Source organism: Geminicoccaceae bacterium, assembly GCA_020638465.1.
Classification (GTDB): Bacteria; Pseudomonadota; Alphaproteobacteria; order Geminicoccales; family Geminicoccaceae; genus JAGREO01.
Genome location: JACKIM010000001.1, coordinates 964,784 through 989,893 on the forward strand (window position 1 = coordinate 964,784; position 25,110 = coordinate 989,893).

At 61.8% G+C, this 25,110-nt stretch carries 19 protein-coding genes; 3 read left to right on the forward strand and 16 right to left on the reverse strand.

What is annotated here, in order from left to right:
* Positions 1 to 37: 37 nt before the first annotated feature.
* From H6851_04600 to H6851_04655, 12 genes are all read right to left on the reverse strand, one after another.
* Complete coding sequence (locus H6851_04600) at positions 38 to 2,446, reverse strand: GcvT family protein (protein MCB9942882.1); 2,409 nt, start codon at positions 2,444 to 2,446, stop codon at positions 38 to 40.
* A gap of 39 nt (positions 2,447 to 2,485) precedes the next feature.
* The gene (locus tag H6851_04605; GenBank protein ID MCB9942883.1) at positions 2,486 to 4,036 is read right to left on the reverse strand and encodes a trimethylamine methyltransferase family protein; all 1,551 of its coding nucleotides are present in this window, start codon (positions 4,034 to 4,036) and stop codon (positions 2,486 to 2,488) included.
* A gap of 34 nt (positions 4,037 to 4,070) precedes the next feature.
* Positions 4,071 to 5,423, reverse strand: a complete 1,353-nt coding sequence (locus H6851_04610) for an MmgE/PrpD family protein (GenBank protein MCB9942884.1) — start codon at positions 5,421 to 5,423, stop codon at positions 4,071 to 4,073.
* A gap of 23 nt (positions 5,424 to 5,446) precedes the next feature.
* Positions 5,447 to 6,247, reverse strand: a complete 801-nt coding sequence (locus tag H6851_04615) for a crotonase/enoyl-CoA hydratase family protein (protein MCB9942885.1) — start codon at positions 6,245 to 6,247, stop codon at positions 5,447 to 5,449.
* A 12-nt stretch (positions 6,248 to 6,259) separates the two neighbouring features.
* Positions 6,260 to 7,822, reverse strand: a complete 1,563-nt coding sequence (locus tag H6851_04620) for an AMP-binding protein (GenBank protein ID MCB9942886.1) — start codon at positions 7,820 to 7,822, stop codon at positions 6,260 to 6,262.
* 21 nt (positions 7,823 to 7,843) lie between these two features.
* Positions 7,844 to 9,034 carry an acyl-CoA dehydrogenase family protein gene (locus tag H6851_04625; protein MCB9942887.1) on the reverse strand — a complete coding sequence of 397 codons (1,191 nt, stop codon included), beginning with the start codon at positions 9,032 to 9,034 and terminating at the stop codon, positions 7,844 to 7,846.
* 11 nt (positions 9,035 to 9,045) lie between these two features.
* The gene (locus tag H6851_04630) at positions 9,046 to 9,927 is read right to left on the reverse strand and encodes a nitrilase (GenBank protein MCB9942888.1); all 882 of its coding nucleotides are present in this window, start codon (positions 9,925 to 9,927) and stop codon (positions 9,046 to 9,048) included.
* A 61-nt stretch (positions 9,928 to 9,988) separates the two neighbouring features.
* Complete coding sequence (locus tag H6851_04635; protein MCB9942889.1) at positions 9,989 to 10,873, reverse strand: glycine betaine ABC transporter substrate-binding protein; 885 nt, start codon at positions 10,871 to 10,873, stop codon at positions 9,989 to 9,991.
* Between the two features lie 37 nt (positions 10,874 to 10,910).
* Complete coding sequence (locus H6851_04640) at positions 10,911 to 11,633, reverse strand: ABC transporter permease (protein ID MCB9942890.1); 723 nt, start codon at positions 11,631 to 11,633, stop codon at positions 10,911 to 10,913.
* Positions 11,634 to 11,649: 16 nt separating this feature from the next.
* Positions 11,650 to 12,783: an ABC transporter ATP-binding protein gene (locus H6851_04645; GenBank protein MCB9942891.1), complete on the reverse strand. Its 1,134-nt coding sequence runs from the start codon at positions 12,781 to 12,783 to the stop codon at positions 11,650 to 11,652.
* 48 nt (positions 12,784 to 12,831) lie between these two features.
* Positions 12,832 to 13,482 (reverse strand): ABC transporter permease, encoded by a 651-nt coding sequence (locus tag H6851_04650; GenBank protein ID MCB9942892.1) that lies wholly within the window; start codon positions 13,480 to 13,482, stop codon positions 12,832 to 12,834.
* A gap of 78 nt (positions 13,483 to 13,560) precedes the next feature.
* Complete coding sequence (locus H6851_04655) at positions 13,561 to 14,652, reverse strand: GlxA family transcriptional regulator (GenBank protein MCB9942893.1); 1,092 nt, start codon at positions 14,650 to 14,652, stop codon at positions 13,561 to 13,563.
* 334 nt (positions 14,653 to 14,986) lie between these two features.
* Between H6851_04655 and H6851_04660 the strand changes: the two genes are divergently transcribed.
* Both H6851_04660 and H6851_04665 read left to right on the forward strand, forming a co-directional pair.
* Positions 14,987 to 15,307 carry a DUF883 family protein gene (locus H6851_04660; GenBank protein MCB9942894.1) on the forward strand — a complete coding sequence of 107 codons (321 nt, stop codon included), beginning with the start codon at positions 14,987 to 14,989 and terminating at the stop codon, positions 15,305 to 15,307.
* A 9-nt stretch (positions 15,308 to 15,316) separates the two neighbouring features.
* On the forward strand, positions 15,317 to 15,682 hold the full coding sequence (locus H6851_04665; GenBank protein MCB9942895.1) for a hypothetical protein: 366 nt from the start codon (positions 15,317 to 15,319) through the stop codon (positions 15,680 to 15,682).
* A gap of 992 nt (positions 15,683 to 16,674) precedes the next feature.
* Here H6851_04665 and H6851_04670 read toward each other — a convergent pair.
* The 4 genes from H6851_04670 to H6851_04685 all read right to left on the reverse strand — a co-directional run bounded on the left by H6851_04670 (position 16,675) and on the right by H6851_04685 (position 23,618).
* Positions 16,675 to 18,141, reverse strand: a complete 1,467-nt coding sequence (locus H6851_04670; GenBank protein MCB9942896.1) for a TolC family protein — start codon at positions 18,139 to 18,141, stop codon at positions 16,675 to 16,677.
* A 123-nt stretch (positions 18,142 to 18,264) separates the two neighbouring features.
* Positions 18,265 to 21,441 carry an efflux RND transporter permease subunit gene (locus H6851_04675; GenBank protein ID MCB9942897.1) on the reverse strand — a complete coding sequence of 1,059 codons (3,177 nt, stop codon included), beginning with the start codon at positions 21,439 to 21,441 and terminating at the stop codon, positions 18,265 to 18,267.
* Positions 21,438 to 22,598: an efflux RND transporter periplasmic adaptor subunit gene (locus H6851_04680; GenBank protein ID MCB9942898.1), complete on the reverse strand. Its 1,161-nt coding sequence runs from the start codon at positions 22,596 to 22,598 to the stop codon at positions 21,438 to 21,440. The genes H6851_04675 and H6851_04680 overlap by 4 nt, the downstream gene beginning before the upstream one ends.
* A 261-nt stretch (positions 22,599 to 22,859) precedes the next feature.
* Positions 22,860 to 23,618, reverse strand: coding sequence for a GntR family transcriptional regulator (locus H6851_04685; protein ID MCB9942899.1), 759 nt, complete (start codon positions 23,616 to 23,618; stop codon positions 22,860 to 22,862).
* A gap of 316 nt (positions 23,619 to 23,934) precedes the next feature.
* On the opposite strand from H6851_04685, the gene H6851_04690 reads away from it, so the two are divergent.
* Positions 23,935 to 25,110, forward strand: a complete 1,176-nt coding sequence (locus H6851_04690) for an N-acetylglucosamine-6-phosphate deacetylase (protein ID MCB9942900.1) — start codon at positions 23,935 to 23,937, stop codon at positions 25,108 to 25,110.

Below are 25,110 nucleotides of genomic sequence, written 5' to 3' on the forward strand. Positions count from 1 at the left end.
GTGCCGGAACGCGCTCCGCCTTGCAGCCGGCGCAGGATCAGCCGCGCAGGCGATGGCCTTCGGGATCGAACGGTGCAGCCTGGAGTACGCGGGCCGTGTGGGGCAGCCCGAGGAGTGCGACGGTGACGGAATCGCCGGCCCGGACCATCCCGGCCTTGAGATAGGCAATCGCCAGCGATTTTCCCACCGTGTAGCCATATGCGCCGGAGCTGACCTGCCCCACTGGGGTTCCATCGACGAGGAATACAGGTTCGCCACCGGTCGCATCGGCCACCGTCGCATCGATTTCAAGCATGGTCATCACGTCGCGCGGTGCGCGATCGGCAATGGCGAACCAGGCATCACGGTTGAGGAAGTCCTTGTCCCGGTCGATCAGACCGTCGAGACCGGACTCCTGCGGCCAGTATTCGGGCGAATAATCGCGCCCCCACGAACCGTAGCCCTTCTCCACGCGGAGGCTCATGAGCGCGCGGCTGCCCACGGGCCCGGCACCGAGGTTCTTCCCGGCATCGAGAAGGGCTTCGTACAGGGAAGACTGGTCATCGGTACGGCAGTGGAGTTCCCAGCCGAGATCGCCCGTGAATGACACGCGGATGGCCAGGCATTCGATACCCGCCACGGTGATCCTTGCCGAGCGGAAGAAGGGAAAGGCGGCATTCGACAGATCGGCGTCGGTCAGACGCCGGAGCAGGTCGCGGGCGAGCGGGCCGGCGACGTTGAAGCCGCACATGGCTTCGGTCAGGCTTTCGAAGACGGTTCCGTCCGGCAGCGGCAAGGCACGGAAGAAGCGCTGGTGAAAGCGCTCGGCCATGCCCGAACCGATCACCCAAAACTCCGCTTCGCCCAGCCGGGTCACCGTGAAATCGCCGGCGATTCCTCCCCGCTTGCCAATCAGTGGCGTCAGGCAGGAGCGGCCAATGCGGGTCGGTATCCTGTTGGCGAACAGGGCGTCCAGCCAGTCTTTCGCACCCGGACCGGAAACGCGGTATTTGGCGAAATTCGAAATATCGATAATTCCTGCACGCTGGCGCAGCATCCGCGCCTCGCGGCCGACGCTGTCCCACCATGGCTGCCGGGTGAAGCCGGCGCTGTCGGGCGTATCGGCATCGAAATAGAGGGGATGCTCCCAGCCGTAATTGAGGCCGAAAACCGCGCCAAGCGACTTCTGCCTGTCCCACACGGGACGGGTGCGGACCGGTCGCCCGTCCTCGCGTTCCTCCGCGGGGAAGTGGATCTTGAAACGATGGGCATACTGGTCGGCCACCCGTGCACGCGTGAAGGCCCTGTCCGCCCAGTGACCGAAGCGGGCCATGTCCCAGCCGAAAAGGTCGAGCGAGGGCTCGCCCTCCACCATCCACTCCGCCGAGAGCCTTCCCAGGCCGCCGGATTGACTGAAACCGGGGATAATCCCGCAACAGCAGAAATATCCACGGAGTTCGGGAACCGGTCCCAGCAGTGCGGACGAGTCCGGCGACCAGATCATGGGGCCGTTGATCACCCGCTTGATGCCAGCTTCGCCCACCGCCGGAACGCGGGCGATCGCGCGCATCATGTTGTCCTCGATGCGTTCCAGATCGTCGGGAAACAGCTCCTGACCGAAATCTGAAGGCGTTCCATCCTCGGCCCAGAAACGCATGTCGCGCTCATAGGCGCCAATGAGCAACCCCTTGCCTTCCTGGCGAAGGTAATATTCCCCGTCGCGATCGGCCACCGATGGCAGGCGGCGATCCAGAGCCGCTATCCCAGCAATGGTCTCGGTAACGAAATACTGGTGTTCGGTGGGAATGAGCGGCAGCCGGATTCCGGCCATCGCCGCCACCTCGCGAGCCCATAACCCGGCGGCATTGACGACCCAGGGAGTGCGGATGTCGCCCTTGTCGGTGCGCACGATCCAGCTTCCGTCGGGCTGCGCCTCCGTGGCGGTCACGGGCGTGAAGCGGTGGATCTCCGCGCCGCGCTGCCGGGCGCCGACCGCATAGGCATTGGTGACGCCCGACGGATCGACATTCCCGCCATCGGGTTCGAACATGATGCAGCGGATGCCGTCGAAATCGACCAGCGGATGCAGCCTTTCCGCCTCATCCCGGGAGATTTCGCGGAAGTTCATGCCATAGCGGCGGGCCTTGGCCGCCTGAAGGCGGAGCTGGTATTCGCGGGCTTCGGTCTGCGCGAGGTAGAGGCTGCCGGGCTGGAAGATGCCGCAGCCCTGTCCGGTCTCGGCTTCCAGTTCCCTGTACAGCGTCATCGTGTAGTGCTGGAGGCGGGAGATGTTGGTCGAATCGTGCAGCCCGTGGATGTTGGCCGCCGCGTGCCAGGTCGAGCCCGAGGTGAGCTCGGAGCGTTCGAGCAGCACCACGTCGCTCCAGCCGAACTTCGCCAGGTGATAGAGGATCGAACAGCCGATGACGCCGCCACCGATGACGACCGCCTGGGCATGAGTGCGCATGGAAGGCCCCTTGTTCACATTGACCCTGAGTGGATATCCCTACGGTTCGCCCGCGCCGATCTCTTCCTTGCGGCGAGCGACATAGGCATCGAGTTCCTCGGCAATGGCCGGGTCCATCGCCGGTTGTTCGTATTCGTTCAGCGCCTTCTGCCAGATTTCGGTCGCACGGGTCAGCGCATCCTTCGAGCCGGCCGCCTCCCAGTTGCCATAACTCGACCAGTCCGACAGCATCGGCGCATAGAATGCGGTCTCGTAGCGCTGCAACGTGTGTTCCGTGCCGAAGAAGTGGCCGCCGGTGGGTACGGAGGCAATGGCATCGAAGCCCAGTTCGTCCTCGTCGAACGACACAGGTCGCATCATCTCCATCATGTTCTGCAATATCTCCACGTCGAGAACGAGTTTCTCGTAGCTGGCGGTGAGCCCGCCTTCCAGCCAGCCGGCCGCATGATAGATGAGATTGCCACCGCCAAGGACCGCTCCCCATGTCGCCATCGTCGTCTCGTAGGCCGCCTGCAGGTCGACGGCATTCGACGCATTGGCATTGGATGTGCGATAGGGCAGCCGGTAGCGTCGGGCAAGCTGCCCGGCGATGATGTTGGCCTTGGTGTTCTCCGGCGTGCCGAAGGCCGGAGCGCCCGACTTCATGTCGACATTGGAGGTGAAGGCGCCATACATGACCGGTGCACCCGGCCTGACCAGCTGGGTGAGGACGACGCCGAACAGGGCCTCGGCATTCTGCTGCGCCAGTGCCGCTGCCAGCGTCACCGGCGTCATCGCCCCCATCAGCGTGAACGGGGTGATGGCGACGGGCTGGCCATGCCCGGCCATGGCCATAAGACCTTCGGCCATCTCGCCATCGAACAGCCTCGGCGAATTGACCGAGATGATCGTGGTCACGCCCGGATCCCGTGCCAGCGTCTCGAGATCCACACCGCGGGAGATGGCCATCATGCGGATCCCGTCGACCGCGCGTCCCCGGCCGATGGCCGTGCAATGGAAGGAAAGATCGCTGTAGGCGATATTCGCGCGATAAGTGTCCAGATGACGATTATTGGCCGGAAGTTCCTGCGGCGCAGTAACCTGATTGCCGATGATATGAATAGCGTTGAAGTAATGCGCAAGACGAATGAAGTTCTCGTAGTCTTCGAGATTGCCCGTCCGACGTCCCCGCACGCAGTCATGAACGTTGGGCGGCCCGGCGACGAGACCGAAGGCCATGTGCCGGCCGCCGATCACGAGCCGTTTCCCGGTTTCACGTCCGGCCAACGTGAATTGTGATGGCGTGGTGCGCAGGGCCTCGTTCACGAGATCCTCGCCAAAGCGCACGGTACCCTCGTCGCGCTCGACCTTTGCCCCCGCCGCCTCGAAAAGATCAAGAACACGGGAATTCAGGACCCGGATACCGAGATTCCCGAGAATGCGGATCGCTGTCGCATGAATGGCTTCGATCTGTTCCGGACTGGCCAGTTCCATGGGATGCAGGGAGTTTTCCACCGAACGCCAGGGCAATTGCGATACCGCACCACCGCGCGCACCCCTGCTCCGGCGTCCACGTTCGCGCCGTCCGCGCGTGGTTCCGCCATCCGTCATGGACAATCTCCCCTGCGAGATGTGGTGAAACGGTTCATGCAGCCAGACCGCCGGACGTTCCGACAGGGCCACCGACCAGATCGAACAGCCTAGCCGTGCCGTTTGCGTCACCAAGGGCGGCAACCGCCTCCTCGATCTCCGCAACCCGTTCGGGCATCATCACGGCTCCCGCATAGGCGTGAAATTTCGCTGCGACATCCGACAGGGGAAGCGGCGCCTCCGGGTCGCCGATCGCCTCTGTCGGCCCGGAATCGACCCTGCGTCCGTCCTTCAGGACGAGGATAACCCGTGCAAGGCGGCGAGCCGGGAAGGCGGCGTTGAACGCATCACTTTCCGTGACCATCATGCCTTCCGCGAGGCGGGAAATTTCCGGATCGCCGAAGCTCTCCTCCATGACGTCGACCGGCGTCACACCGCCGCGCACCAGGGCCACCGCCGTGGGAAAAGCCGTGGAATACTGGGCCTGTTCGGTCGTTTGCGGCCTGCGGGTGGCCAATCGGCACGACTCGTGGAACGTCACGATTTCGATACGTTCGACATCCTGCGACGTCAGCCGATGGTCTGACCGGAGGTTCAAGACCGCCTGCAAGGCCGGCTGGGCCCAGCGACAGACCGGATAGGGCTTGAAATACTGTTCGGCGATGCGCCAGTTCGACCCGAGGTCCGACCACAGGTCGGCAACGTCGGCCCCCTCGACCGTGATCGCCGGGGCGCCGGTGAAGCCGTCCGCGGCCAGATAGGCCGCCGAGACGCCGGCCATGGCTCCCCATCCCGAGCCATCCTTGACCATCGTGGGATGATCGATGCAGCGCATCATCTGGCTGCGAGGACCATGATACTCGGCAATGCCGATGGCTTCGCGGGTGGGAGCGGATGCGAGGCCGAGGAGGCGCGCGGCGATGGCGGCCGTGGCGACCGCGACCCACGCTCCGGTCGTGTGATAGTCGCAGGCCGTGCGATGCAGGGCCATTCCCGCACGGGTGGCGATCTCGTATCCGAGAATGAATGTTGCAAGGAAATTCCTGTCATCGGCCATCCCCTCCGCCTGGCTGACAGCGAGCAATGCGGGAAGGACACCGCAACCTGCGTGGCCCTTGGTGAGCTTGTGGCCGTCATGCGCATCCAGCGCATCGATGGTCATGCCTCCGGCCAGCGCGGCGCCGGCAGGGCTGACGGCCCGCCCGTCGAACAGCAGGACCGAGCGGCGGCGGCCGGGGCCGAAATATTCCACAGCGTGATCGCGTATGATCCTCGACAGCCGGGTATCGATCGCTCCGGCGGCGACACCGAGCAGGTCGAGCATCCAGCGGCGGCCGAACGCCAGAACATGATCGGGCATGTTGCGCGCATCGCTCTGGTGGAGAAAGTCAACGAATGCGGATGACATGGCTCGTCCCCGATTGCCGTCGTTCAACGTCCGACGAATGTGGCCGTGCGCTTCTCAAGGAGAGCGTTCACGGCCTCGGCATGATCTTCCGTCTGATGGCAGGCGCCCTGATACGCCGCCGCGAGTTCGAGCAGCGAGCCCAGGCGGGTGTCCAGTCCCTCGCGCATCAGCCGCTTGGTCATGCGCAGCTGGCGCGGCGGGTTGCGCGCGATCCGCGCAGCCAGCGCACGTGCCTCATCCATCAACCGGTCGGGTTCGACAACTCTCGACACAAGCCCCCACGCGAGAGCTGTCTCTGCATCGATCGGATCGGCGGTGAACGTCATTTCCGCAGCGCGGGACAGCCCGATCTGGCGCGGCAGGAGCCAGGCTCCTCCATCACCGGCAATGATCCCCACATTGACAAAGTTCTCGGCGAATATCGCCCGGGTGGAAGCGATGCGGATATCGCACATGCAGGTAAGGTCGCATCCCGCTCCATAGGCCGGTCCGTTGACTGCCGCGATCAGGGGAACTTCGCACTCCCAGACCGCACGCGCGACGCGCTGGATTCCCCTGCGATAGGCGTCCTTCACCGAAACGGCATCGCCGCCGAAGGTGCCCTGCTTGTCCTTCATGTGCTTGAGGTTGCCACCCGAGGAAAAGGCCTTGCCGGCACCTGTCACGATGGCGACGCGAACGCTCTGGTCGGCGGTAATGCGGTCCATGGTGGCGACAATCTCGTTGCACAGATCGTGATCGGTGAGCGGATTGCGCAATTCGGGGATATTCAGCATAATGATGACCGTGTGGCCATCCTGTTCGACGAGCAACTTTCCTGACATGGCGGATATCCCTCAGGCGGCCACGGGTGGATCGTAGGCGGCGACAAGTTCGCGCTTGAGCACCTTGCCACTGGGGTTGAATGGCAACGATTCGAGAAATTCATACCGCTTGGGACGCTTGTAGGGTGCGAGATCCTCGCTCGCCCTGCAGAAGGCATCGAGCCTTTCGGCCGTGAGCGAGCTGTCCGAGCGGACGATGAACGCCGCGACCACCTGTCCCCAGCGGGCATCCCTGAGGCCGACAACGGCAGCCTCCTGCACCCCGGGGCAGCGGTAGAGAATCTCCTCGACCTCGCGCGGGTAGATGTTTTCGCCGCCGGACACGATCATGTCGTCGGCGCGTCCATGGAAAAAATAGAAGCCTTCCTCGTCCTGGCTGAAAAGGTCGCCGGTATAGACCCATCCCGCCTTGAGTTTCTTCTGGGTTTCGAACGGCTTGTTCCAGTAACCCGCCATTGCCTGGGGGCCGCGGACGATGAGCTGGCCGATCCTGCCGCGATCCACCGTCTCCGATGGCGCAACCTCGCGTGACGGGTCGTCGACGATGATGCGGCACTCGGAGATCAGTGTGGGCTTGCCGCAGGAACCGAGTTTGCGCAGCGCATCCTCGGGATGCAGTACCAATGTGAGCGACGCCTCCGTCATGCCATAGCCGTTGAAGATGCTCTGGCAGAACTCGTTCATCACCCGCTCCATGGTGACCGACGAGATCGCGGCCCCGCCGGTGGTGATGAGCCGGAGCGACGAGACGTCATAATCCGGGAATTTCGGGTGGAACAGCATCTCCTGTATCTGCGTCGGCACGGCGAACAGGGTCGTGATGCGTTCCGACGCCACGGTCTCCAGCGTCTTTTCCGCGTCGTAACGCCCCGTGACGACATTCGTCCCGCCGACGAGCAGATGCGGGATGAAATAGGCCTGCATCCCGCCGACATGGTAGAGCGGGGCGATGTGCAGCGCGTTGTCGGCGTGGTTCAGCGAATATTCCATCACGCAGTTCATCGCGATGGCGATATCGTTGGTATGCGTATGGATGACGCCCTTGGGCCGGCCGGTCGTTCCCGACGTATAGACCAGTGAGGATATCGCATTGCCGTCGGGCACCGGCCTTGGCTCGTCGCGGTCCACGGTCTCTTCTGCCAGGGTATCGAAATGATGGTGGCCATCGGGGATGTTGGCGCGGTCGTATGCGCAGCCGATGAAGTCATGGACCGAACGGATCTGGGCCTCGATCTTCAGCGCGTTCTCCGTGAGGCTGCGACCATAGACCAGAACCCGGGCGCCGGAGTCCTGCAGGATGTAGGCGGCCTCGCCGGGCGACAGGCGAAAATTCATCGGAACGGCGACAGCTCCCAGAAACTGGCAGGCGAAATAGGTCGTGACGGAATTTTCCGATGTTGACACGTAGAATGCGACCCTGTCCCCGGGACGCACGCCGAGATCGCCCAGGGCCTGTGCGAAACGGCGGACCCGGCCGAGCCATTGGGTATAGGTCCAGCGTCGGTCCTCGAAGACGAGGGCCAGATGATCGGGATAGCGATCGGCGGAAGCTTCCAGAAGGCGGGCGATATGCATCGCGACTCTTCTCCAGTGGGATCACAGATTGGGCCGGATCGACGGCATTTCACGGGCCGCGATCAGGTATTTGCACATTTCCGAGGTACCGCCGACGATGGGTAGCGCACGCGCATCCCGGTAGAGCTGTTCCACACGGCCGTACTGGCGCGTGACACCATCGCCGCCGAGGATCTGTACGGCGCGATCGGTGCAGAAAACCGCCGTTTCCGTGGAGACGAGCTTGGTCTGGCTGGCCTCGCGCATCAGGTCCTTGCCGTCGATTCCCGCGTCATACATCTTCGCGGCCCGGTGAGTGAGCAGTTCGGCTGCATCGATCCGCCAGCTCATCTGGGCGACCATGTCCCAGATGAGCTGCTTTTGTCCGAGTTTCTGGCCAAAGCTGGTACGCGTCTGGGCATGCTCGCGGGCAAGGTCGAATGCCGCGCGGGCGACACCGAGACCGGATCCGCCAAGGATGATCCGTTCGAAATTGAATGCGCCCAGCATGATTCGAAAACCGGCATTCATCTCGCCAAGGAGATTTTCTTCCGGAACACGCACATTTTCGAGCGTCACCTCGCCGACCACCGATCCCCTGCGGCCCATGAAGTCATAGGTGCGGGGAAAGGAAAGCCCCGGAGTTCCAGCCGGTACGAGAATGGCCGTCATGCCCTTCTGGGGCGCGATGTCCGGTTCGGTGATGCCCCAGACGATATAGACATCGGCAACCGAGGCATTGGAAATGTAGCGCTTGAACCCGTCGATCACCCATTCGCGACTGTCCTCGTCGAAACGGATGCGGGTCGCCATGCCGGCACTGTCCGATCCGACATCAGGTTCGGTCATGCAGATCGCCCCGACAGCGTGACCTTCCAGGATTGGCGAAAGGTAGCGTTCGCGCAGGGCCGGCCGGGCATGGGCATGGATCGGATAGGCGCACGACAGCGCCGTGGCGATGGTGGTCTCGAAGGCATAGTTGAGATAGGCGGCTTCTTCGGAGACGATCACCGCATGGGTAAGGCCGGGCCTGGCCAGATTTCCCTTGTAGAGGTCGCGAAACATCACCTTGAGATAGCCGGCCTCGCCCAGGACACGGGCCACATCGAGCTGTGCGGAGAAATCCCGGTCATGTTCGATGCGATCGAGCCGTGTGCCGAGTTCCCGCCGCATCACCGAACGTACCTCGGCGCGAAAGGCCCGGTCGTCGTCAGTGAGGAAAAAGTCGTGCATGTTCCTGTCTCTCAAATATGTCGCCGGACGACATCGGGCACGCCCAGATCCTCGACCACCCTGGAGGTCTCCCGGAGGACCAGGGCGACATTGCTGTCACGCACGGTGGGCAGCAGGTGGCGGGCGCGACGGAGTTCCTCGTAGTCCAGCCGGGCCGTGATCATCTCGTCGCCCGGCCCGGCCACCGCGAGCTCGCGGCCGAAAGGATCGACGATGCGCGAACCGCCCCAGAAATGCAGGTCGCGTTCGGTACCGCTGCGATTGCACATGATGACCGGCGCCCCGTACATCATGGCGTAAAAGCGGCAGGTCAGCGCCCAGCCCGCAGGATTGTCGAACTCCGCACCGACCGCCTCGACACCGGAGCTGACCGGGCAGATCAGCATCGTTGCCCCCTGCAGGAAGGCCAGATGGGTCAGTGCAGGGTTCCAGACATCGGCGCAAATGAGCAGGCCCGCCGTCCAGTTGCCGGCGAGACCGCAAGTCTCGACAAAGCGTCCGGAAGCATAGTGCTTGCCTTCTTCGAGCTTGCCATAATTGGGAAGATTGACCTTGCGGTGAAGATGCAGCAGTTCGCCGTCCCTGAAGACGGCGGCAGCATTGTAGAACTGGGCCGCGGGCCCTTCCTCGATGAAGCCCACCGAGATCGCCATCGGTCCCGCCGCTTCGGCAAGCTGCGCCAATCGTGCGTCCGTACGCGCCATGGCCGCCGAAAGCAGTCTCTCCGGGCCGTAGTGGCCCGTCAGCGACAGTTCCGGGAAAACGAGGAGATCGAGGCCGGCTTCGCGCCCGCGCGCGATCCGCTCCAGATGGCGGTCCATGTTGGCATCGACATCGCCGATCGCGCTCTGGAACTGTGCAGCACCGACAAGAATGGTCTGGGCGGCCTTCATGACCCTTACCCTCATGCGAGAACGGGGAGGCAGAACCTCCCCTTCCGGCGATCCATGCCGATCAGATCAGTCCGTTGTCCTTGAGGAACCCGGCTGCAACATTCTCGATCGAGACCTTGTCGACATCGACCTCCGCATTCAGTTTCGCCATGACCTCGTCATTGAGCTTCTCCGAGACCGAGTTGAGCAGATCGCCGATTTCCGGGTTCGCTTCGAGCACCTCGGCGCGAATGACAGGCGCCAATGCGTAGGAAGGAAAGTAGCCCTTGTCATCCTTGAGTACGACAAAATTGAAGGCCGGGATACGCCCGTCGGTTGCGAACACCAGGCCGACATCAACCTGTCCGTCCTTGAGCGCCTGATACACGAGGCCGGTATCCATGCGCTTGATGTCCGAGCGGCTGAACTCGAAACCATAGGCTTCCTGCAAGGGTTTCAGGCCGTCCGGACGGGCATAGAACTCGGCATTCGAGGCAAAGGTGAGACCGGCGCCGTCATTGACGGCCCTGGCCAGATCGGAGAGCGAGGCGATACCCTTGTCGCTGGCTTCCTCCCCGCGCATGGCAAACGCGTAGGTATTGTTGGCAGCCGAAGGCTCCAGCCAGACGATGCCCTTCTCGGAATCGAGTTCCTTGACACGGGCGTAGGTTTCCTCGGCGTCCAGCTTTTCCTCGACCTTGTTGTAGGTGATGAGCGAGGTGCCGGTATATTCCCAGTAGACGTCGATCTGGCCGTTTTCCATGGCCTGACGAACCGCGGCGGAACCCATTCCTGCCCGATTGTCGACATCGTATCCCTTGGCCGAGAGCAGCTGCTCGGTGATCGACGACAACAGTTGCTGTTCGGTGAAATTCTTGCCGCCCACCACGATTTCAGTGGCCTGGGCGCCCAGTGCGAAGCCTGCGACGGCCAGCCCGGTCAGGGCCGATTTGAGGATCATGTTCATTTCAGCAGCTCCATTTCAACGAGAGTTGGTCCCTGCGTCAACGCAGCGGATTCACGCCTTTGGGGATCAGGTGCAACTGCGCCCTACCCATGAGAAAATCGACGAGGACGGCCAGCAGGGCGGTAGGCAGCGCACCTGCCAGCAGCATTCCGGTGTCCATCAGATCGATGCCGGTGAAGATGAGTTCGCCCAGACCGCCTCCCCCGATGAGAAATGCCAGCGGTGTCGTGCCGACATTGATGGCCAGCGCGGTGCGGATGCCCGAAAAGATGACGTAGAGGGCATTGGGCACCTCGACGTGCAACAGGATCTGCATAGGCGTCATGCCCATGCCGGTCGCAGCTTCCTTGAGATGCGGCGGCACGGCCAGCAATCCGGCATAGGTGTTGCGCACGATGGGCAGCAGCGAGGCGACGAACAGGCCGAAGAAGGCCGGCGGAAAGCCGATACCGAGCAATGTCATCGACAGGGCGATGACGGCCAGAGTGGGAATGGTCGTGCCGATGTTGAACACCTGCATGACCGATTCCGCGTACCGTTCCATGGACGGACGCGACAACCAGATGCCGATGGGAATACCGAGAAGTATGGCTGCCCCGCCGGATGCGGCCACGAGGATCATGTGCTCTCGGGCGAGATAGACGATATCGTCCCAATAGCCGGCGATCTCGCCGATCAATCCCGACGCACCGATCCACAGGCCGATGATGAGGGCAACCCCGCCCGTGGCAATCCGTCCGAAATCGATGGACCTTGTCATCGAACTGCTCCCTTCCTCAACCGGTCCTGCCGTCCGGTTCCGAATAGGTTGCCCGAAGGGCGGCAGTCACGGCCGGCTGCGACACGGTGCCGGCGAAGCGGCCCTCGTCGTCGGTGCAGGCAAGCCACATCTTGTCATGGGCGAACATCTCCGACACCACGGCGCGCAGATCGGCACGCACCGGCACCGTCACCGGCAGGGGATGCGCGATGTCGCCGATGTCGCCGGATGCCCCCTCGACTTCCTCGATGTTCACAAAGCCGACGGGACGGCGGTCGCCGTCGATGATGACCGCTCTCGAAGCCTGCGACGAAATCAGCTTCTGGCGAATGTCAACCGCACTCGCAGTACGCACTGCGACAGGTGTCCCGACATCGATGATTTCTTCGGCCGTAACCAGTCGCAGGCGCTTGAGCGTGCGGTCGGCACCAACGAAATCGGCGACGAACTCGTTGGCGGGATGAGCCAGGATCTGGTCCGGACTGTCATACTGCTCGATCCTGCCCGACCGGAAGATGGCGATCTTGTCGCCCATCTTCACCGCCTCGTCGATATCGTGGCTGACGAACATGATCGTCTTCCTGAGTTCCGCCTGCATCTTGAGAAATTCGTCCTGGATGATCTCGCGGTTGATCGGATCGATCGCCCCGAACGGCTCGTCCATCAGCATGACCGGGGGATCCGCAGCCAGCGCCCGGATCACACCGACCCGCTGCTGCTGGCCGCCCGAAAGCTCCTTGGGATAGCGGCCGAGGAACTGCCTCGCATCCAGCCCCACCAGATCAAGCAGCTCGGCTGCCCGATCGCGCGCCTTCTTCATGTCCCAGCCCAACAACCTGGGCACCACGCATATGTTCTCCTCGATGGTCATGTTCGGAAACAGGCCGATCTGCTGGATCACATAGCCGATGTTGCGGCGAAGCCGGATATCGTCGAGAGCCGAGGTGTCCTCGCCGTTGATGTAGATCTTGCCGCTGGTCGGCGGGATCAGGCGGTTGATCATCTTCAAGGCGGTTGTCTTGCCGCAACCTGAAGGTCCCAGAAGGATACAGATCTCGCCCGAGGGCACTTCCATGTCGACCTTGTCGGCGGCGACGACCACACCGTTGGGCGTGTCGAAAGTCTTGGTGAGCTGTTCAAGGCGAATCATGAGTACATCATCCGATCGAAATGGTTCAGCCGTCCGTGCGGGTTTCGTTCAGCGTTGCAGGCCCGCGGGCGTCAGGCGCTTCTGCAGCCGCAGGAGGACCCAGTCGGCGGCGATTGCGAGGAGGGAGACGGCGATGGCGCCGGTGATGAGCTGCCGCGGATCGGTCTGCGAAATTCCACGCGATATCAGCACACCGAGGCCGCCTGCACCGATATAGGCCGCAATCGCGGCGACCCCGATGTTCATCACCACCGCAGTTCGCACGCCTGCCATGATCACCGGCACGGCAAGCGGGATCTCGACCTGGAGAAGTCTTTGAACCGGGGTCATTCCCATGCCGGTGGCAGCTTCGCGCAAGGCCGGATCGACATTCGTGATGGCAGTGTAGGTGTTGCGAACAATGGGCAACTGGGAATAAAGCAGGATGGCGATGACTGCCGGCAGCCAGCCAATACCCTGGCCGATGGTCGACAGGAGCGGAATCATCAGGCCGAAAAGGGCAATCGACGGAATGGTGACGATGATCGACGCAACATAAAGTACCGTATCGGCGATGCGCTTGTTTTGCGTAATGGCAATACCGATGGGCACGCCCGTGAGAATTGCAAGACCGACTGCGACGGCCACGATTGAAATATGTTCACCGGCCAGGGCCAGGATCACGCCAATATTGTTGGCCATGAAGCTCAGCGTATCCATGTTCCTCCCTGTGCCGGACCATTTGTCTTTATTGCCGGCCTCGAACGCAGATAGCTCGACTTCAGCAGTATGACATTATCACCTGCCGCCATCTTCTTGCACGAATCCGCCATGGCTCCGCGAACGATGTCGACGCGCCACGGACGGCGATTCGCCGAAATGCGCCTTGAACGCACGACTGAAATGACCGAGGCTGGAAAACCCGCAGGTCTGGGCGATCGATTCCAGCGGTTCGGTGGAGCCGATCAGCATGCCGCGCGCCGAGCGCAATCTCAGGTCCATGTAGAAATCGGATGGCAGCTTGCCGAGCTCCGTCACGAAAAGACGTTCGAACTGTCGTTCCGAAATGCCGACATGCGCGGCGATGGCCGGGATCCTTTGAGGATCGGAGATATTCGCCCTCATGATCTGAATCGCCATGAGCAATCTTCGATCGGTGATGCGGAACCGCCAGCGCAAGTCGAGAAGCTGTTCATGGGATGGCGGCCTTATCGGTCCGTGGAGAAACTGTTCGGCGACATCGATGGCCACGTCCTCGCCGTCGAGATCCATGATCACCGCGAGCATCATGTCCATCGCCGCCGCTCCACCCGCAGCGGTAACAATACCCCGGTCCCAGCAATATATCTCCCGGGAAACGTCCAGTTCGTGGAAGCTCTCCTCAAGCAGACGGGTCATTTCCCAATGGATGGTCACCCGCCGGTTCCCCAGCACTCCGGCGCGGGCCAGCAACAGCGTGCCATTGCTGATCGCGCCAATCATCCTTCCCTCGGCCCGCAACCGTCGCAACCATGAGAACAGTCGCGGCGACTGACCGCTTTCATCGAACAGACTGGCGACGACCACCGTGAGATCGGCCCGCGGCGCATTGTCGAGACCATGATGGGCACCGATCGCTATGCCGTTGCTCGCGAGGACATTTCCCATCCGTTCGGCGGCAAGCGACCAGGAATATCGCCCGTTACCCGTAAGTCGGTTGGCAGCCCGCAACGGTTCGATGGCTGAACTGAGTGCCATCATGGAAAAGCCTTCCACGAGATAGAACAGGACGTTGAAGGGCTCCACAGCGGCGACCGGGCCATCCTGAGCTGCGGATTTCCGATAAGCCGCCCCGCCGTTCTCCGCTTCAGCACCACCGGACCAGGCACCCGCGTCGTCGTCCCGGTTCACTCTCGTTGCCTCCCGAACCACACCGCCTTCAGGACGGATTGTCCGATTTCCCCACTTTCGGATTGTTTCCGATCCTGACGGGCTCACAGTGATCCCAAGTTCGTCGTCGGTCCAGCGGCTTGGCGAGCTTGCAGGATCAAGATGTGGAATGGTGTCTTACGCTGGATGACCTGTCAGAGAAATCATCGAAACTTGTCGACTTTCCCGGATCACACCATATCTTTTATGGTCATCCGTTCGCACCTGAACCCGGTATCCACCATCAAGGAACAATATTCGCGTTCTCGTGACGAAATGCAGGTGAGAAATAGCGAGATTCGAGGAAACGCCCAACATGGCAACCAAAACTGACAACGACGTCGACACGGCCTCGATCCGGGCCGATATCGACCAGATCCGCGAAGAATTCATGAGCCTCAAGGACCATCTGCAAAGCCTTGGCAAGCGTCAGGCGGCACGTGGTCGCGCCGCCGGAAAGGCGAAGCTCGACGAGCTTGGAGACGAGCTCGAAGCCTTGCTGGATGATGCCCGCGAGCAGGGATCAGCCACGGTCTCCGATCTCGAACGGCAGATCCGGGATCGGCCGTTGATGAGCCTGTTCGTGGCCTTCGGCATCGGCATGCTGATCAGCCAGTTCATCGGCCGCGGCCGCTAGTCCCGCAACATGCTGGCATCGGCCATTTCACGCATGATCCTGCCGGCGAGCCTGATGGTGCTCGCTGGCCTGTTTGGCCTTGCATCCCTGGGAATGCTGGCTGCTGCGATCTATCTTGGATGGGCGACCATCGCCAGTCCGCCCATCGCGGCCCTGGCTGCATCGATCAGCTACCTGACGCTTGCGGTGGCACTGGTTGGAATTGCATCAATGACCCGGCCGTCAAAGACGCCGCAAGGTTCCATGAAATCGCCGGGGCTGCAACAGGCCGCCCGCGTCGCCGGACGCATGGTAGCGCGCAAGCCCGCCCTTTCGATCCTGGGTGCGCTCGCCGCAGGGTTCATCATCGAACATCTCGACCAGCGACGATCCTGACCCCGGCCGGAATGCCGAAGGCATTTTCCGGTGGCGACCATGTCGAAATATCGGAAATACCCTGGGTCGTCACACGGACGCCCAGGGTACAACAAGCTCAAGAATACCGGAAAAGGGCATTTTCCGAATATGATAGCCAGAATGGCCATGATGTGACCTGGTTACCTGAAATTCAAGTCACCCTGCCCTTTCCGGGAAACAATGCTTTCGTCAGTTCTGGGTGCCTTCTGTCGTCTTTTCCACATCGCCGGCACCCGACGAGCCATCATCACATCCGGTGACGGCAAATCCAGCCATCACCATGACGGCGACCAAAACCCAGCGTTTTGCGTTATTCATGACCCTAGTTCCTTCTTTGACAACGTCTCGACCTGACGTCCGGCTTCGTCGCGGGCAAAGCCGTAACGTTCCCTAATCCGCCCGACGGGTTCGTCGCGGCGGCCCTTGGCAACAAACAATCGTCATCAGCGAGTTTTCCCCGCTGCTGCCTGACCTTGCCCTCAAGCTGCTTCCAGTCCCCTTCGATATGATCGCAAACCATGACAAATCCGTTCAATCACTAACTTTTCTTATTTTTTTCAACACCGCATGTACGGTGCCCGACCATCGAAGTTCCGCAACCGAAGGTCTTGCATTTTATAAGACGTTCTCGATGTCTTGTTAATCCCGCAGCAATACCGTTCTTTGCAATATTTTTTCTTCAGGTCTATTCCACATCCTTGCACGGGTGAAGAAATGCGGTAAATCATCAACCCAAAAGTGATTGAATTGTTTCCAGAACGGTATGGCTATTGTTGATGTGATATTTTCCAGTGCCTGAGCCACGGCATCGACGTGGAGCCGGGCCGTGCTCTCAAGGGCTGCGTCAGATACGCTGATACCCGGACGTCGGCGGCCACGACAGAACGACACTGTCGCGGCCGCGAGTCCGGGAACTCACAGCGTCACCGGATCCATCCATGGATGGCCCGGTTTCCAGGCTCACGGAGACCTCAGGCGGCAGGAGCCGCCGGTTCACCGCTCTTTTCACTGTCCATGCCGGGTTTCGGCAGATCGGACGCCGGCGGCTCGTCCTCCTTGAACGATCCACCCAGGACGAGGTGAAGCTGCACGCGCTGCTTGAGCCGTTCGACCTGGAGACCGAGATGCTGCTTTTCCGCCGAGATGCGCTCCTGTCGGACCTGGTTCACATCCAGATAGTTCACCTGCCCTTCGCGATAGCGCGCCATGGTGATGTTCTCGGCTTCGCTCAATTGCTGCACGGTAATCTTCAACTGCTCTTCCTGCGTGCGCAGAACACCCTCATTGGCCAGGGCGGTCTCCACCTCGCCGAACGCATTCAATGCAAGATCGGCGTAACTCGCGAGAGCCTCTTCCTGCAGCGCCGTCGAGATCTCCGCCTCGGTTTCCAGACGTCCTCCATCAAAGACGGGCATGAAGATATTGCCGGCGAAGTTCCAGGCGATGTTGATCGGGTCGAGCACGTCCTTGAGGTTCTGGCTGGTGCCACCGATGTTGGCTGTCAGCGAAAACTGCGGCAGACGGGCGGCCTTTGCGGCAGCAGTACGATTATATGCGGCTGCGACCCGGCGATCGGCTGCGACGATATCGGGGCGTCGCTCAAGCAATTCGGATGGCAGGCCGGCCGGTGTGGGCGGAGGAACCTCGGTAAGCTTCTTTGCCGCCTCGATTTCGGCGGACGGATAACGCCCGAGGACAATCTCGAGGCTTCGGGCGGCATCGTCGAATGCGCCCTTGCTCTGCGCCAGCTGCTCACGCGCCCGCGCCACGTCGGCCTGGGCGACATTGCGGTCGAGTGGCATGACCAGCCCGGTCTCGACTCGCGCATCGACGACATTGTAGGCCTGCAACTGTGTCTGGAGATTGCGCTCGTCGAGCTCGACCTGCCGGGCATCGCCAAGCAACACGAACCATGAGGTCGCCACCTGGCCGGCAAGCGACAGGCGGGCACCGCGATAGTCAGCCCGGGCGGCGATGGCATCGAGAGTGGCCGCCTGGGCTTCATTTCCCAGTCTGTTCCACACATCCAGTTCCCAGGACGCCTGCAACCCGAGGTCGAAGCTGCCCGTAGCCGTATCCTGAAGGGGGCCGCCCCGCCCGCCACTGCCCGACAAGTCGACTTCCGGACTGAGCTCGGCACCGGCACGACGCGCCCTGGCCTCGGCCTCCCTCACCTTGGCTGCCGTGCCCTTCAGGCTCAGGTTGTTGGTCATCGCCTCACTGACCAGCGCATTGAGTTTCTGGTCGTCGAAACTCGCAACCCAGTTGTCATCGACCAGGCCGGGCTCATCCTCGGCCCGAACCGCAAAGTTCTGCGGGGATTCCGGCAAACCGATGGATGTCGCAGGCGGTGGCGTGTCGCTGAAGGGCGAACATGCCGCCAGACCTCCGGTGAGGGCCGCGACCGTCAGAACGGATCGAAGGTATTCGGAAGCCATACAAGTAACTCCTGTCAACGTCCCGGCAAAGGCGGAAGGTTCAGCATAGTGTCAAGCTCAAGCCGACTCGCCATCGTCTTTCTCCGGCCCGGATGGCTTGGATGTATCATCGCTGCTGCCATCTTATTTCCGATTGTCGTCACCTTGCGTGCTACCGGCCTCTTCCTTCTTTTCATACAGGGGCTTGCCCAGCATGCGGTGTGCCCTCTCACGCAGCGACTGGAAGACGACGTAGAGCCCCGGAATGAAGAAAATGCCAATGCCACTCGCCGCGATCATGCCGCCGAACACCGACATCGCGACCGCCTGTTCGGTCGCGGCACCTGCACCTGAAGCAAGGACCAGGGGAACAAGGCCAAGGATGAAGGCGAAGGACGTCATCATCACCGCCCTGAACCGCAGGTCTGCACCTGCGATGGCGGATTCGACGATGGACTTCCCCTCCTCCCGTTGCATCATCGCGAACTCGACGATGAGAATGGCGTTCTTCGATGCGAGCGCGATCAGCACGACGATACCGATCTGGGCGAAGATGTTGTTGTCGAGGCCCGACACCATCAGCGCGACGAACGCACCCGACATGCCGAAGCTCACCGACAGGATGACACCCAGCGGGATCATCCAGCTTTCATACAGACCGACAAGGAAGAGATAGGCGAACAGCAGGGCCAGGACGAGAATGGCACCGGTCTGGCCGCTCGCCTTCTTCTCCTGGAACGCCGTGCCCGCCCATTGGTAGGTGTACCCCGATGGCAGCGTCTTCGCCGAGATGTCCTCCATCCCGGTAATCGACTCGCCCGACGAATAGCCGGGAGCAGGGCCACCCTGAATGGTCACGGCTTTCAGATTGTTGAACCGTACCATCGTACTCGCCGCTGTTGTCAGTTCGATGGTGGCGAATGCCCTCACCGGGACGAGATCGCCATTCGAGGACATGACACGGACATTGAGGATATCCTCGATCTGCATCCGGCGGTCCGCCACGGCCTGCACCTTCACCTGCCACGTACGGCCGAACCGGTTGAAATCGTTGATGTATGCACCACCCATCAATGACTGCAACGTCGAGAAGATATCGCTGACGGCCACACCGAGGGTCAGGGCCCGCTCACGGTCGACATTCAGGTAAACCTGCGGCGTGGAAGCGTTGAAGGTGTTGATGAGGTAGGCAACACGCTGGTCGGACTGCGCGGCCTGGGCCAGACCGCGGGAGACCTGCGCCAGATCTTCCGGCGTGGCACTTCCCTGACTCTGCAACTGGTACTCGAAGCCCGAGCCCGTTCCGAGACCCATGATGGGTGGCAGGTTGAAGACCGCCACGTTGGCAGCGGCAATCGACGCCATTTCCTTGCGGGTATCGTCGATCGCCGAGAAGACCGACAGGCTCGGATCGGTGCGCTCGTCAAACGGCTTCAGCGTCGCGATCATCATGGCGCGGTTGGGCAGGGAAAGACCGTCCAGCAGGCTGTAACCGCCCACCATGAACATACTTTCCAGCCACGGCTTGTCCTTGATCTTCTCCTCGATGTCCTCGATGACGGCCCGGGTTCGCGAGGTGGAGGCCGCGGCCGGCAACTGGATCTCCCCCATGAAGGCACCCTTGTCCTCATCGGGAAGAAAGCCGGAAGGCACCACTTTCGCGATCATGCCCGTCATGACCAGGAACCCGACCAGCGCCACGAGGGTGACGAAGATGCGCTTGGCGATCTTGCCGACCACGCGCGCATAACCGTTCCGCGTATTTTCGATCCGCTGCTGGATCCAGTGCATGACGCCCGAATCCCGCTTGTCTCCCGGCTTGAGAATGAGCGAACAGAGAGCCGGTGAAAGCGTGAGCGCGTTCAATGCCGAGATGATCATCGACACCGAAACCGACACGGCGAACTGCTGGTACAGCTGGCCGCTGATCCCGGGAATGAACGCGGTGGGCAGGAACACCGACAGCAGGACGAGCGTGATGGCGATGATCGGCCCGGTGATTTCCTTCATGGCCTGCTCGGTGGCTTCGGCCGCCGTCAGGTCGGGATGCTCCTCCAGCTTGTGTTCGACGGCCTCGACGACGACGATGGCGTCATCGACCACGATGCCGATGGCAAGACACATGGCGAGGAGCGAAATCGTGTTCGCGGAGAAACCCAGGGCCAGCATGAAGGTGAACGTACCGATCAGTGCGATCGGCACGACAACGATCGGGATGACCGTCGCACGAAGATTGCCAAGAAAGATGAAGACCACGATCGCAACGAGGACAAAGGCCTCGAACAGCGTGTGGATGACGGACTCGATCGTCTTGTCGACGAACACCGTGGTGTCATAGACGACATTGGCGTCGACACCTTCGGGAAAATCCGGCCGCAGCCGCTCCAGTTCGGCGCGGACCGCATCGGCAACCTGCACGGCGTTCGCACCCGGCGACTGGTAGATGCCGATACCGGCCGCAGGCTTGCCGTTGAACCGGGTGAAGGCATCATCCGACTTGCCGCCGAGTTCGACCTTCGCGACATCGCGAATGCGCAACTGCCCGCCATCGGGAAGCGAACGGATCACGATATCGCCGAATTCCTCCGCCTCGACCATGCGGCCGCGCGTGCTGATGTTGAGCTGGAACTCGGTATCGTTGGTCAACGGTGCCGCGCCGATGCGGCCGACGGCCGCCATCATGTTCTGCGACTGGATGGCATCCGTGACTTCCTGAACCGACACGCCGAGATCGGCCATGCGCAGCGTATCGAGCCAGATCCGCATGGCATACTGCTTGTTGCCGAACAGTGCGGCCTGCCCGACGCCGTGGACGCGGGAGAGATAGTCGACGAGGCTGATCGTCGCGAAATTCGTCAAGAAGAGCTCGTCACGGCTCTCGTCAGGCGAGGTTATCGCCACGACCTGAAGCAATGCGGACGATTTCTTCTGGACCGTCACGCCCAGCCGCTGCGTCTCGGTCGGCAGCTGTGACAGGATCGCGTTGACGCGGTTCATCACGTTGACCGTGTTGATGTCCGGGTCCGTGCCGACCTCGAAACTCACGGTGAGCGTATAGGAACCATCGGCGCCCGACGTCGATTTCATGTAGATCATGTTGTCGACGCCGTTGACCTGCGATTCGATCACCTGGGCAACGGTGGATTCGACGTCTTCGGCCGAAGCGCCCGGATATTGTGCCGTGACGCTGACCTGCGGCGGGACGATATCGGGAAACTGCGCCACAGGAATGGCGGTGATGGCGATGGCTCCGGCGATCGTGATGACCGCCGCGATGACCATCGCCAATCGGGGACGCTTGATGAAGACCGATGAAATCATGATCCGCTATCCGACTTCAGCGAGGGTGTGTCCTCCGCCTGTTCGGTCCTGACCTCCATCCCCTCCTTCACGCGTAACTGCCCCTGGACAATGACCTTCTGCCCCACATCCAGCCCTTCACGGACGGCCACGATGGCATCTCGCTGCGGACCGAGCTTGACGTTCTGGCGCTTGACCTTGCTGTCATCGGTGACGAGCAGGACGTAGGAGCCCGACTGATCGGCCCCGACGGCCACCATCGGGATGGTCGGCACCTTCTGCGGGGAGGCTTCCTCGATCTGGATGCGGACGGTCTGCCCGTCGGTCAGCATCTGGTTCGGATTGGGGAAGATCGCACGCACGATCTGACCGTCCGTCCGCGGATTGACCTTGACGTCGAAGAAATCGATCTTTCCCTGGTGCTCGTAGGGCTTGCCGTTGGCGAGGACCGCGGTGACCAGCAGCGGCGCGTCTCCGACCCGCTCGCGGGCATCCAGGAGCTGGCGCTGGGTGACCTCGAAATAGGCCTTGGCGGGATCGGACTTCACCACCGTCGCGAGAACACCCGAGTCCGCCCCGACAAGATTGCCGATGTCATAGACCGAAAGGCCGACGCGCCCGTCGATGGGACTTTCGATGCGTGTGTAGGAAAGCTCGATCTCCGCCTGCCAGAGCTCCGCCTTCGCCATCTCGACCGATGCCTTGGCCGTACCCTCGGCGGCGATCGCGGTATCGAGATCGGCCTGCGAGGTCGCATTGCGGCTGGCAAGGCTCTCCTGGCGCTTGAGGTCGATATTGGCCTTCTTCAGGTCGGCTTCGGCGGAAGCGAGCTGCGCCTTGCTCTGTTCGACGGCAGCCTCGTACTGCTCGGGCTCGATCAGGAACAGCAACTGGTCCTTCGTGACCTGATCGCCTTCCGCGAAGGCCACTTCACGCAGGAACCCCGTGACCCTCGCCCTGAGCTCGACCCGGAGATCGCCTTCAATCCGCCCCAGGAACTCCGCGCGGTCCCCGAGTTCCCGCATCTTGACTTCGGCGACCTGGACGACAGGCCGCTGGTCCTGCCCCTGTTGCGCGCCATTGTCCTGCGCCCGAGAGTCACCGGCGCCCATGAGAAACACCAGCACCGTGCTGACTGCCGCAAGCTTGCGGCACAACAAGCCCGTTTTAGTCTTCATGAGGAGAACTCTCCTGTTTCGCCCGATAAACCCGGGTTCCGCCACCTCTCGAACCGGAAATTCCCGACTCAGTCATAGCCCGACTTTCAGGACTTCCGCCACTTCGAAACGACTGGTTGAAAGCACTATCGCACATCAGCGCGCCCTCGAATGCACGACGAATCAAGCCGGGGCAACAGCAAATTTTTCCCGCGGCGATCTGCGGCCGTGGTGGGAGGATGTTCCGAAATGCAGCTCGCCGCAACACGATCCGGGATCGGATCAGTTCCTCAGTTCGGCGATGAAATCATAAATGTCGCTCCGGTAGTGACCTCGCGTGAACTCGATCGGACGTCCGTTTCCCAGATAGGCCGTCCTGTCGATCTTGAGGACGGCCATGCCATCTTCAAGCTCCAGCAGCTCGGCATCGCGGGCCTCAACGTTCACCGCGCTGATCCGCTGGATGGCGCGCACGGGAAGGCAATCGCGCTCCCGCAGAACCTCGTAAAGCGAATGTGCGACTTCATCGGGATCGGGAAGGATGTCGGTCGGCAACACGCTCACCTCGATCGCCATCGGCACACCGTCGGCACTGCGCAACCGGCGGAGACGTGCGACCTGTTGTCCCGGCGGAAGGCCGAGGGCCATCGCCTCGTCCGGATGTGGCAGATGCACGCCACTGCTGATGTTGATCGTGTTCGACCTGTAGCCGCGCATACTCATGTACTCGGTAAAGGAGGTGAGCGCCGAAAGGCGGTGCTCGACCTTCTCGGGTGCGGGACGCACAAACGAACCCGATCCGTGATGGCGTTCGATGACCTGCTCGTTGACGAGTTCCGCGACCGCCTTGCGGATCGTCACGCGGGAGACTTCCGCCATCGCTGCAAGTTCCCGTTCCGGCGGAAGTTGCAGGTCCTGCGGAAGACGGCCGTCGCGGATTGCGGCTCCTATGTACTTGCACAACTGGAGATAACGCGGCCCCTGACTGGCAACATACCACAGAGATGGTTTGAAGAAGGTCTCGAGATCGCTTCTGTCCATCGGGAATCCGTTTGCATGCCTCTATAATACCAACATAGAACCTATTATGATAAAATTCCATAGAATAAATATTGCAAGATTGAATATTTTATCCATATGTTCCATGTATTTTGGATATACATATATCATGTCGAAAATTCTTGGTATGTCATGGTTTCATATGGATATGACATTGGTATTGATTTTTGTATTGTACTGGTCCTATTAGCTGGTTCCACCGCACGGGTCGTCCGACGACGCATCCAGGTGGTTGGACCAACGGTCGCCGACCCGCCCCGACGGTCCGGTTCAAGCACGTCAAAAGGGGCGAAGGCCGATGACAGTTGTTCCTCAGGCGCTGATGGAAGCGCGCGACTGGTGGTGCGTTCCGACCGCCCTTTTCGACGGCGTCGACCTGCGACGGGGCGCTGCGCTGCGCTTCGTCGACGGTGTGGCCCGCGACATCGCCGATGCCTCCTCGCTCGCGGCCTCGGCGATCAGACACGATGTAAATGGCACCGTCACGCCTGGACTTTTCGACCTCCAGATCAATGGCGGTGGCGGTACGCTGCTCAATATCGACGGTTCGCCGGAAGGTCTCCGCAATGTGGCACAAGCCCACCGCCGCCTCGGAACGGCATTCTGGCTGCCGACCGTCATCACCGACGCGCCGGAGCGGATCGAGGCCGTGGCCCGCGGGGTCATGGAGGTGGGGGAACGCTTCGGTGTGCGCGGTATCCACATCGAAGGACCCCATCTCAATCCGGCGCGTCGGGGTACGCATGCTGAGCGGTTCATCCGTCCGCTTGACGACCGTACCCGCGACCTGCTGCGGCTCCTGCGCCGGCACGATGTGCGCGTTCTCCTGACACTCGCACCGGAGATGGTGGCGGCCGGCGACATTGCCGAACTGGTGCCCATGGGCGTCAAGGTATCGATCGGTCATTCGGATGCCGATTCCGCCACCGCCCGCCGCGCGCTCGACGAAGGGGCCTGCTCCTTCACGCATCTCTACAACGCCATGTCACCCATGACCGGGAGGGAACCCGGCGTGATCGGAACGGCCATCAACAGCGCGGCCTATTGCGGGATCATCTGCGATGGAATCCACGTGGCCGACGACATGGTCGGCCTCGCGGTGCGCGCGCGGCCCGTCGCCGACCGGATGGTGCTGGTCTCGGACGCCATGCCGACGGTGGGCGGTCCCCCGTCGTTCGACCTCTACGGCCGCACGATTCACGTGCAGGAAGGACGCCTGGTCAATGCCGAGGGAGCTCTGGCGGGCGCACACGTCTCCCTGCTCGAATGCGTGCAGCGCATGGTCCACGTCGTCGGATGCGATGTGGAGGAAGTACTGCGCATGGCCTGGACCAATCCCTGCCGCCTGCTCGACATCCCCGAACGGATCGACATCCGCAAGCTGGCCGTGACCGATTTCATGCTGCTCGGCAACGATCTGGCGCTCACCGGTTTTCTCGGCGACCAGCCGGAGCCTGGCACTCCGGGCGACTGA

Excerpts from the sequence above, each read along its gene's own strand:
- H6851_04600 (MCB9942882.1), bottom strand. The coding sequence starts at position 2,446 with ATGCGCACTCATGCCCAGGCGGTCGTCATCGGTGGCGGCGTCATCGGC.
- H6851_04605 (MCB9942883.1), bottom strand. The coding sequence starts at position 4,036 with ATGACGGATGGCGGAACCACGCGCGGACGGCGCGAACGTGGACGCCGG.
- H6851_04610 (MCB9942884.1), bottom strand. The coding sequence starts at position 5,423 with ATGTCATCCGCATTCGTTGACTTTCTCCACCAGAGCGATGCGCGCAAC.
- H6851_04615 (MCB9942885.1), bottom strand. The coding sequence starts at position 6,247 with ATGTCAGGAAAGTTGCTCGTCGAACAGGATGGCCACACGGTCATCATT.
- H6851_04620 (MCB9942886.1), bottom strand. The coding sequence starts at position 7,822 with ATGCATATCGCCCGCCTTCTGGAAGCTTCCGCCGATCGCTATCCCGAT.
- H6851_04625 (MCB9942887.1), bottom strand. The coding sequence starts at position 9,034 with ATGCACGACTTTTTCCTCACTGACGACGACCGGGCCTTTCGCGCCGAG.
- H6851_04630 (MCB9942888.1), bottom strand. The coding sequence starts at position 9,927 with ATGAAGGCCGCCCAGACCATTCTTGTCGGTGCTGCACAGTTCCAGAGC.
- H6851_04635 (MCB9942889.1), bottom strand. The coding sequence starts at position 10,873 with ATGAACATGATCCTCAAATCGGCCCTGACCGGGCTGGCCGTCGCAGGC.
- H6851_04640 (MCB9942890.1), bottom strand. The coding sequence starts at position 11,633 with ATGACAAGGTCCATCGATTTCGGACGGATTGCCACGGGCGGGGTTGCC.
- H6851_04645 (MCB9942891.1), bottom strand. The coding sequence starts at position 12,783 with ATGATTCGCCTTGAACAGCTCACCAAGACTTTCGACACGCCCAACGGT.
- H6851_04650 (MCB9942892.1), bottom strand. The coding sequence starts at position 13,482 with ATGGATACGCTGAGCTTCATGGCCAACAATATTGGCGTGATCCTGGCC.
- H6851_04660 (MCB9942894.1), top strand. The coding sequence starts at position 14,987 with ATGGCAACCAAAACTGACAACGACGTCGACACGGCCTCGATCCGGGCC.
- H6851_04665 (MCB9942895.1), top strand. The coding sequence starts at position 15,317 with ATGCTGGCATCGGCCATTTCACGCATGATCCTGCCGGCGAGCCTGATG.
- H6851_04670 (MCB9942896.1), bottom strand. The coding sequence starts at position 18,141 with ATGGCTTCCGAATACCTTCGATCCGTTCTGACGGTCGCGGCCCTCACC.
- H6851_04675 (MCB9942897.1), bottom strand. The coding sequence starts at position 21,441 with ATGATTTCATCGGTCTTCATCAAGCGTCCCCGATTGGCGATGGTCATC.
- H6851_04680 (MCB9942898.1), bottom strand. The coding sequence starts at position 22,598 with ATGAAGACTAAAACGGGCTTGTTGTGCCGCAAGCTTGCGGCAGTCAGC.
- H6851_04685 (MCB9942899.1), bottom strand. The coding sequence starts at position 23,618 with ATGGACAGAAGCGATCTCGAGACCTTCTTCAAACCATCTCTGTGGTAT.
- H6851_04690 (MCB9942900.1), top strand. The coding sequence starts at position 23,935 with ATGACAGTTGTTCCTCAGGCGCTGATGGAAGCGCGCGACTGGTGGTGC.